This is a genomic window from Pseudescherichia vulneris (assembly GCF_902164725.1).
In the GTDB taxonomy this organism is placed as follows: Bacteria; Pseudomonadota; Gammaproteobacteria; order Enterobacterales; family Enterobacteriaceae; genus Pseudescherichia; species Pseudescherichia vulneris.
The window spans coordinates 4,223,906-4,231,687 of sequence record NZ_LR607338.1; the positions used below are offsets into that span (position 1 = coordinate 4,223,906).

The following is a 7,782-nucleotide window of genomic DNA, read 5'->3' on the forward strand; positions in this document are numbered from 1 at the left end:
ACACTCTTACTCGTCAAAGTACCAGTAGCCCTGGTTTATCAGCGCGGTCAGTTCCGCCACGCAGGCTGGGTTACCGAGCGCCGCGCCCAGCTCGTTTTTGCCAAGCGTGGTGTAGCGACAGAGCGCATCCGCCGCTGCGGGATCGGACATCTCCAGCGGCTCGCTGTTAATGAACACGCTGCCGCCGACGTTCAGCACCCGCAGGCCGCTCAGTCGGGTCAGGCTCTCTCCCCCCAGCAGCGCGTCCAATACCTCATCCTGTTCATAAGGCGGTTCGGCGGGCGCGATATCCAGCTCGTGGCGCGGCGTGGTTACAAAGCTGCCAAACCACTGTTTAAACGTCTCGGGCTGCCGGATCATATCGATCATCATCGTGCGCAGACGATCGAGTTCGTAGGCCTCCACCCGACCCGGATGATCGCGGCAGGTGAGATCGGGATCGCTGTAATGCTCGCTGCCAAGATCGTTTTCCAGCGCGTAATCGGCAAAGCTGCTGAGCAGATCCCTGCCGTTGGGTCCCCGGAAGCCGACAGAGTAGTTCAGCGCGGTGGTATGGGTGATGCCGTCGTGCGGGAAGCCGGGCGGGATGTAGAGAATATCGCCCGGGGCAAGATCTTCATCGATAATCGGCGTGAAGGGATCAACGTGCAGCAGCGCCGGATGCGGACAGAACTGACGCATCGGCAGCTTGTCACCTACTCGCCAGCGGCGGCTGCCCATCCCCTGAATGATAAAGACATCGTACTGATCAATGTGCGGGCCTACGCCGCCGCCGGGGACGGAGAAGGAGATCATCAGATCGTCTAAGCGCCAGTCCGGCAGCACGCGAAACGGGCGGACAAGCTCGGCGGAGGGCATATGCCAGTGGTTGACGGCCTGCGCCAGCAGCGACCAGCCGGTTTCGCCGAGGTGATCAAAGTGCTCAAACGGGCCGTTGCTGGCCTGCCACTGGCCGTTGTGATAGCTGACCAGACGACTGTCGACTTCTGGCTCCATTGCCAGCCCTGCCAGCTCGTCGGGGCTGATAGGATCAACGAAGTTGCGCAGCGCATTTTTTAAAACAACCGGTTGTTTTTGCCAGTACTTTTCAAGAAATTCCGGCCAGTTGAGATCGAGTTGGTAAGCCATGGGTTCACACCAGAGAGAGGAAACGTCCCTGATTATAAAGAGGCTGCTACCGACGCTGCCTTGTCATGGGTCAAGAGAGTGGCGAACCCACTATTTCTAAACATTGACTTGAGTTTTTCTAAATAGCCAGCCGCAAAATACTGTATATAATCACAGTTATTCTCTTTTCGGCGCACCGCCTGTTTCTTGCTAAGGAGCCGTTACCATGGCAGATGAAAACTGTCTTGTAGAACCCGTTACCCAACGCCGTTTAACCGTCAGCTATGCGACACGCTTTCATGACCATGCCCATGTGCCCGCCATCGCCATAAAAGGCCAGTGGCTGGAAGAGGCCGGTTTCCCAACCGGTACGGAGATGGATGTCCGGGTGCTGAACGGGTGCATCGTGCTGATCGCTAAACCTGTTGAAGAGGAGCTGATGCAATCAGTACGGAAAATCAGCAAGCTCTCCCCACGAAAGCAGCGCCAGGTGCAGGACTACATCGACCTGGTCGCGGCAAAGAGACGGGTAAATTAAGCGTCCTGCAGCTGTTCGCGTGTAGCGGGTTTGCAGCGTGCCTGTAGATCCTGCGTGAAAGCCTCGCTCAACGTGGCTGGGCCCAGGATACGAATGTCGGGCAGCCAGTAGCGTAACCAGCGAAACAGCGTGTCCTGGTCGCTGATCGCCGTCGCAATGGTAATGCTGCCGTCCTTATGTTCCTTCAACAGGCGCTGGGCGGGGAAAAGCGGGCGGCGCGTGACGAAAGTGGCTGCATGGGCAGAGACGTGCAGCGTCACTTCGGTTCTTTTACCGAAGCGGATGCCGGGGGTCGTCTCAAGCTCTTCAACGACGTCAGCCTCCGGCTCGAATGGCGTTTGAGTAGTGGCAAACTCTGCAATGCGCGCCAACTCAAATGACTTCAGGCAACCCTGCTCTACTGCGGCCAGATACCAGAGGCCATAGTGGTTAATAAGCCGATACGGTTGCAGACGACGTGTTTTTTCGCGGTAAAAGCAGGTGACTTCCGTGCGGGAGGTGATCGAATTATCGAGGCTATTTATGAGATCGCCATACTGCTGATTCTCCCGGCTGCTGGCACCGTGAATAGCAATATTGTCGGCGTTGTTCATACGCTTACGCAGAGACTGGCCATCATGATGCGGGAAAAGATGTGCAACGCCGGCAAAGCTGGCGAACTCTGCCAGGTGGCCAGTATGGAGCGACGGTAGCAGATTTGCCGTTAGCTTAAAGCGTCCGTTCGCTACTTCGTCCAGCACGTGGGCCAGCCTGGCGAGATCCCGATAGGCGGTTCGCTCTGCAATGCCAAACCGTTCGCATAGCCAGTTTTTATCGATGGTGACACCCTGGTAGAGCGCACCAAACGTTTCACACAGGCGCTCAATAAGCAGGTCGTATTTTGTACTGCCGTTATCCTTCATTGATTTACGTCCCGGAAGAAAAGTGCCTCAAAAGAGGCTAGGGTCATAATAATTAACGGCAGCCGCCTTGAAAACTATAATGATTTTTTTAAATGAGTATTTACTCGCTATAAAAATCGCACTTTTTATTGATGGCGTATTGCATATATAACTAACTCTAATAATTTCTTATCACTCTTTAGCGATACTCAACTGGTAAAAAGGATTGCCAGCACTATACTTAACCAAAATTAACAAAAATATATTTACCACGCTATTGTCATTAAAAATTGCTCATGCAAAGGCATGAGTGAAAATATAACTTATTGGATATACGCTTAAATTTCTTAAAGTTTATCGATTACCGCTTCGGTAAACAGCGCTGCCTATTATAAAAAGGTTATTCGGTTACGGATCACAAAAAATAAAAATGCAGGAGAGAGCGGGATGCCAATATTTGACAGCTTCTGGCAAGCGGGTTATGAGGGTGCCGATCACCGAAACGGTCAAGGTATGCCACTCTCAATGAACGACGTTACCGGGCACAATGCCAGAGTGCTAAGCGATTATCTTTTATTAAAGAAGCTAAATATTTCAACGGTACGAGAGAGCGTAGGCTGGCGTCTTGTTGAGACCGATTACGGATATGATTTTTCATCCGTTGCTGAAAAGATGCAGGCAGCAAACGAGGCCGGAATACAAATTTGCTGGACGATCTGTCACTACGGCTGGCCAGATGATACCGATATTTTTTCACCCGATTTTGTGCCCCGCTTTGCACGGTTCTGCGGGGCGCTGGCGCAATTTTTAGCACCATGGTACGTCTCTTCGCCCGTTTACTCGCCGGTCAATGAGATCTCGTTTACCAGTTGGGCCCTCTCGGTAGGGTTTTTCCGCTGCTCTGCGCCGCCGGGCATCCTCACCGGCGAAGAGAGCAAGCGTCAGCTGGTACGCGCAACCATAGCAGCCTGTGAGGCGATCTGGGCTGCCGATCCGCGTGCGCGCATTTTGCACTGCGATCCAATTATTCACCTGGCTGCGCCGGACCAGAGTCCGGAGTCGCTGGCCGCGACAGCAGGCCACTACAACTCACAGTATCAAACCTGGGACATGCTTTCAGGCAGAACAGAACCGGAGCTAGGCGGTGCGCCCCGTTACCTCGATGTTATTGGGGCGAACTACTACCACGATAACCAATGGGAGAGCGGCAGCAATGCACGCCTGTGGTGGCATCTTGGCGATCCCAGGCGTGTCCGTCTCAGCCACATGTTAGAAACGCTTTATCGTCGCTATGAGCGTCCGATCCTGCTGGCTGAAACCAGTCACGTTGGCAGCGGACGTGGTGCATGGATAAGCCAGATAGCGGCAGAGGTAGCCCAGGCGCAGCTGGCAGGCGTCGAGCTACATGGGGTGTGTCTTTATCCCGCCATCGACCGGCCCGACTGGGAGGATTTGAGCCGTTGGCATCGCAGCGGACTATGGGAACTTGACCATCAGGGCACGGACCCACTGGCACGCATACTTGATCCTGTTTATGCCGCAGCCTTGCAAAAGGCGCAGCACACACTGGGTCTGTTCCAATCCCGACTATGCGATCTGAATGACGCTAAGAATAGTAGCGACCCTATGAAAAAACTGTATATCTTTAGCCATCTGCGCTGGGACTTTGTCTTTCAGCGCCCGCAGCATCTCCTGACCCGGCTGGCGAAACATTACCAGATCTACTTTATTGAAGAGCCAACGTTCGCGCCTCCGCCTGCCAGCCTGAGCATGACGCATCCTGCGCCCAATGTGACCGTAATAAAACCACATACGCCGCTCCAGGTGCATGGCTTCCACGACAGTCAGATTGCGTATCTCCAGCCGCTGCTGGCGGATATCGTCGATGAAAATGAAGCACCGCTGGTCTGGTTTTATACGCCGATGGCGCTGCCGCTGCTGGCGGTCTTTAATCCTTCTCTGGTGATCTACGACTGTATGGATGAGCTGGCCGCGTTTGAGAATGCGCCCAGACAGCTTTTACAGCGCGAGTCCGCCTTGCTTAACCGGGCCGATATTGTCTTTACCGGTGGCCCCAGCCTCTATGCAGCAAAGTCAGGGCGGCATGAAAATATTCACTGCTTTACCAGCAGCGTAGACGCCATTCACTTTGAGCAGGCGCTCGATCGCAACAACTACCATCCGCTGATCCAGGATCTGCCGCACCCGCGCTTAGGGTACTGTGGCGTCATTGATGAGCGCATGGATCTCGATCTGGTGGCTGCGATTGCCGATGCCCATCCGGAGTGGCAGGTGATCATGGTCGGGCCGGTCGTCAAGATCGATCCGGCCTCCCTGCCCCAGCGTCCTAATATCCACTATCTTGGTATGCAACCTTACCAGGCTCTGCCTCAGTTTTTGGCCGGGTGGGATGTCTGCCTGATGCCGTTCGCCCTCAACGCCTCAACGCGCTACATCAGCCCAACCAAGGTGCTTGAGTATATGGCCGCCCTGCTGCCGGTGGTGAGTACGGCGATTACCGATGTGGTCGAGCCCTATAAGCATGTCGTCGCCATTGGCTACGATCGAGCTGGCTTTGTACGCGCCTGCGAAAAAATGCTCGCACTAACGCCCGAAGCCAGGCAGACAATGCAGCGTGAGATGAAGCGGATCGTTGACAGCACCTCCTGGGACGTCACGGCGCAGACAATGCACGGCCTGATGGAGAAAGAGCTAGCAAAATCCGCCCCGCAGCGCGTCGCCACGCCTGCCACACAGGCGGCAAATGATGCAGCGCGGAAAAACATGGCGCTTAAGCCGAAACCCGTTCGCAGCGAAAACGTCATCCCTGCCCGCTGCCTGATCCTCGGCGGTGGCCCTACGGGTCTGAGCGCGGCGTATCACTATGGCTCCCAGGCAGTGCTGCTGGAGCGCAACGAGAGCGTCGGCGGCTGGTGCCGATCCATTGAAGACGGCGGTTTTACCTTTGACTATGCCGGGCACATCATGTTCTCGAACGATCCCTATGTGCTGGAGCTGTATGACATGCTGCTGGGTGACAACCTGCACTGGCAGATGCGCGAGGCCTGGATCTACACCGACGGCGTCTACACGCGCTATCCCTTCCAGGGCGCGCTGTATGGCCTACCGACCGATACCATCAAAGAGTGTATTCTCGGTGCCATTGAAGCCAAGTACAGCGGCACGGCTGACACACCGCCAGAGAACTTTGAACGCTTTATCTACCAGGTCTGGGGCGCGGGTATCGCCAGGCATTTTGCTATTCCCTATAACCAGAAGCTGTGGACCGTACCGCTCTCTGAGATGGAGACCTCCTGGCTTGGCGGGCGCGTGCCGCTGCCGGATCTCGCCCAGATCGTTGAAGGCGCGGTAGAGCCGGTTGGCAAACCGATGGGCCCCAACGCCCGCTTCGGCTACCCGCTGAAAGGGGGCTTCCAGGCGCTGATGTCGGCGTTCCTGCCGCACATCAAAGGCGTGGTAGAGACCAACAGCGAGATCACCCATATTCTGGCGAACCAGCATATTGCCGTTCTCGCCGATGGCAGGCAGTTCCACTATGAGCAGCTGATTAGCACCATGCCGCTTCCCGAGCTTATTCGCATTATTGGCGATGAGGCCCCTGACGAGGTGATCGCGGCGGCGAACGGGCTGCACCACGTCTCGGTGCGCTGCGTGAACCTCGGCATCGGTCGGGCGGATCTCACCGATAAACACTGGATCTACTTTGCCGGCGACACCATTTTCCATCGTATCTTTGTACAGGGTAATACCAGCCCAGAGTGTAATCCGCCGGGTGGCTGCGGCCTGACCTGCGAGATCACCTACTCCGAGCATAAACCGCTGCCTGTCGATGGTCAGGCGCTGATAGACCGCTGCATTGCCGAGTGTATTGAGGTCGGCATCTTTACGGCGGAGGATGAGGTGCTGGTGGCTAATCAGCTGGATATTCCCTATGCCTACGTGGTGTACGATCACGAGCGGTCGAAAAACGTTGAGACGGTGCGCCAGTGGCTGCTGACTCAGGATATCGTGCTGGCGGGCCGCTACAGCGAGTGGGAGTACTACAACTCCGATCATGCGTTTATTGCCGGGAAGAATGCCGCTGAGAAGGTGAAAAACAGCGTCAGCCGACGTGGGGCGGGAGCGTAAAGCGATAAATAAAAAACCCGGAACATTCGCTTCCGGGTTTTTTTCACTTACCGACGATTACGGCGCTTTTTTAGCGGTCTCGTTCTCAATCGGCGGCACTGAGCCCAGATCGGTACCGGTAACCGGGTTAACCGACGGGTCAGATGCGGTACGCAGCTTCATCGCGTCCAGGTTCGCCTGCTGCGGCCCCGGCAGGACGACGCTAGGTAAGCCATCGCCACCGTCTACGGCAGGCTGCGGGTTAGTCACGTAGTCGAAGTTCTCATCTGAGTTCCAGCTACCGCGCACTTCACCACCTTCAGACATATCGAAGTAGGTGGTTGCATACTTCTCAATCGGCGGCAGTTTTCCTGGCGGGAAGTTGTTGCGGATCGAGTAGAGCGCTTTTTCAAAGGAGATCTGGTGCGCTACTTCACGGGTCATCAGGAAGCCCAGTGCATCTTTCACACCCGGATCGTCAGTCATGTTGATCAGACGTTCATAGATGATTTTTGCACGCGCTTCAGCGGCAATGTTAGAGCGCAGGTCAGCGGTCACTTCACCGATGGTATCGATATAGGCCGCGGTCCACGGGAAGCCAGCAGAGTTGGTCAGCGACGGGCCACCGCCGTACAGCAGCGCGGTCAGATGACTGTCATTACCGTTACCGGTGATTTTACGATAAAGCTCGGCTTCTTGATCTGTACCTTCAGCCAGGTCGCCTTTTGCGCCCTTGTTGAGCATCCCAACCAGAGAGCCGATAATTTCGAGGTGGCTTAGCTCTTCAGTTGCGATGTCCATCAGCATATCTTTGCGGCCCGGATCGTCATCGCCGAGCCCCTGAGTAAAGTAACGGCAGGCTGCTGCCAGTTCACCCTGTGGTCCACCAAACTGCTCAAGCAGAAGGTTAGCTAAACCGGGATTCGGCTCAGCAACGCGTACTGTGTACTGTAATTGCTTTACATGTCTAAACATAAGCTCACTCCAGTGATTATTTATTTTTTCAGCACATTCATAACTGCTGAACGATTAATAAATAAATGCTTAAATATGAAAACGTTAAATTTTCATATAAAGTCGTCGTACCGCTTATAAGGATAGCTCATCGGGACAAATCGGCGGGAATAT

At 55.0% G+C, this 7,782-nt stretch carries 5 protein-coding genes; 2 read left to right on the top strand and 3 right to left on the bottom strand.

From position 1 onward, the window contains the following. Nucleotides 1-6: 6 nt before the first annotated feature. Nucleotides 7-1,128 carry a ribosomal protein uL16 3-hydroxylase gene (locus tag FN633_RS17620; protein WP_154058655.1) on the bottom strand — a complete coding sequence of 374 codons (1,122 nt, stop codon included), beginning with the start codon at nt 1,126-1,128 and terminating at the stop codon, nt 7-9. Between the two features lie 205 nt (nt 1,129-1,333). Here FN633_RS17620 and symE point away from each other — a divergent pair, with 205 nt between their 5' ends. After that, the gene (symE, locus tag FN633_RS17625) at nt 1,334-1,645 is read left to right on the top strand and encodes an endoribonuclease SymE (protein WP_154058657.1); all 312 of its coding nucleotides are present in this window, start codon (nt 1,334-1,336) and stop codon (nt 1,643-1,645) included. On the opposite strand, the gene FN633_RS17630 is transcribed toward symE, so the two are convergent. Beyond that, on the bottom strand, nt 1,642-2,547 hold the full coding sequence (locus tag FN633_RS17630; RefSeq protein ID WP_154058659.1) for a WYL domain-containing protein: 906 nt from the start codon (nt 2,545-2,547) through the stop codon (nt 1,642-1,644). The two genes, symE and FN633_RS17630, sit on opposite strands and share 4 nt — an antisense overlap. 426 nt (nt 2,548-2,973) lie before the next feature. Between FN633_RS17630 and FN633_RS17635 the strand changes: the two genes are divergently transcribed. After that, on the top strand, nt 2,974-6,675 hold the full coding sequence (locus FN633_RS17635) for an NAD(P)-binding protein (protein WP_154058661.1): 3,702 nt from the start codon (nt 2,974-2,976) through the stop codon (nt 6,673-6,675). A 57-nt stretch (nt 6,676-6,732) separates the two neighbouring features. Here the strand turns inward: FN633_RS17635 and FN633_RS17640 are convergent, their stop codons facing one another. Continuing rightward, nucleotides 6,733-7,629 carry a manganese catalase family protein gene (locus FN633_RS17640; RefSeq protein ID WP_154058663.1) on the bottom strand — a complete coding sequence of 299 codons (897 nt, stop codon included), beginning with the start codon at nt 7,627-7,629 and terminating at the stop codon, nt 6,733-6,735. Nucleotides 7,630-7,782: the final 153 nt, after the last annotated feature.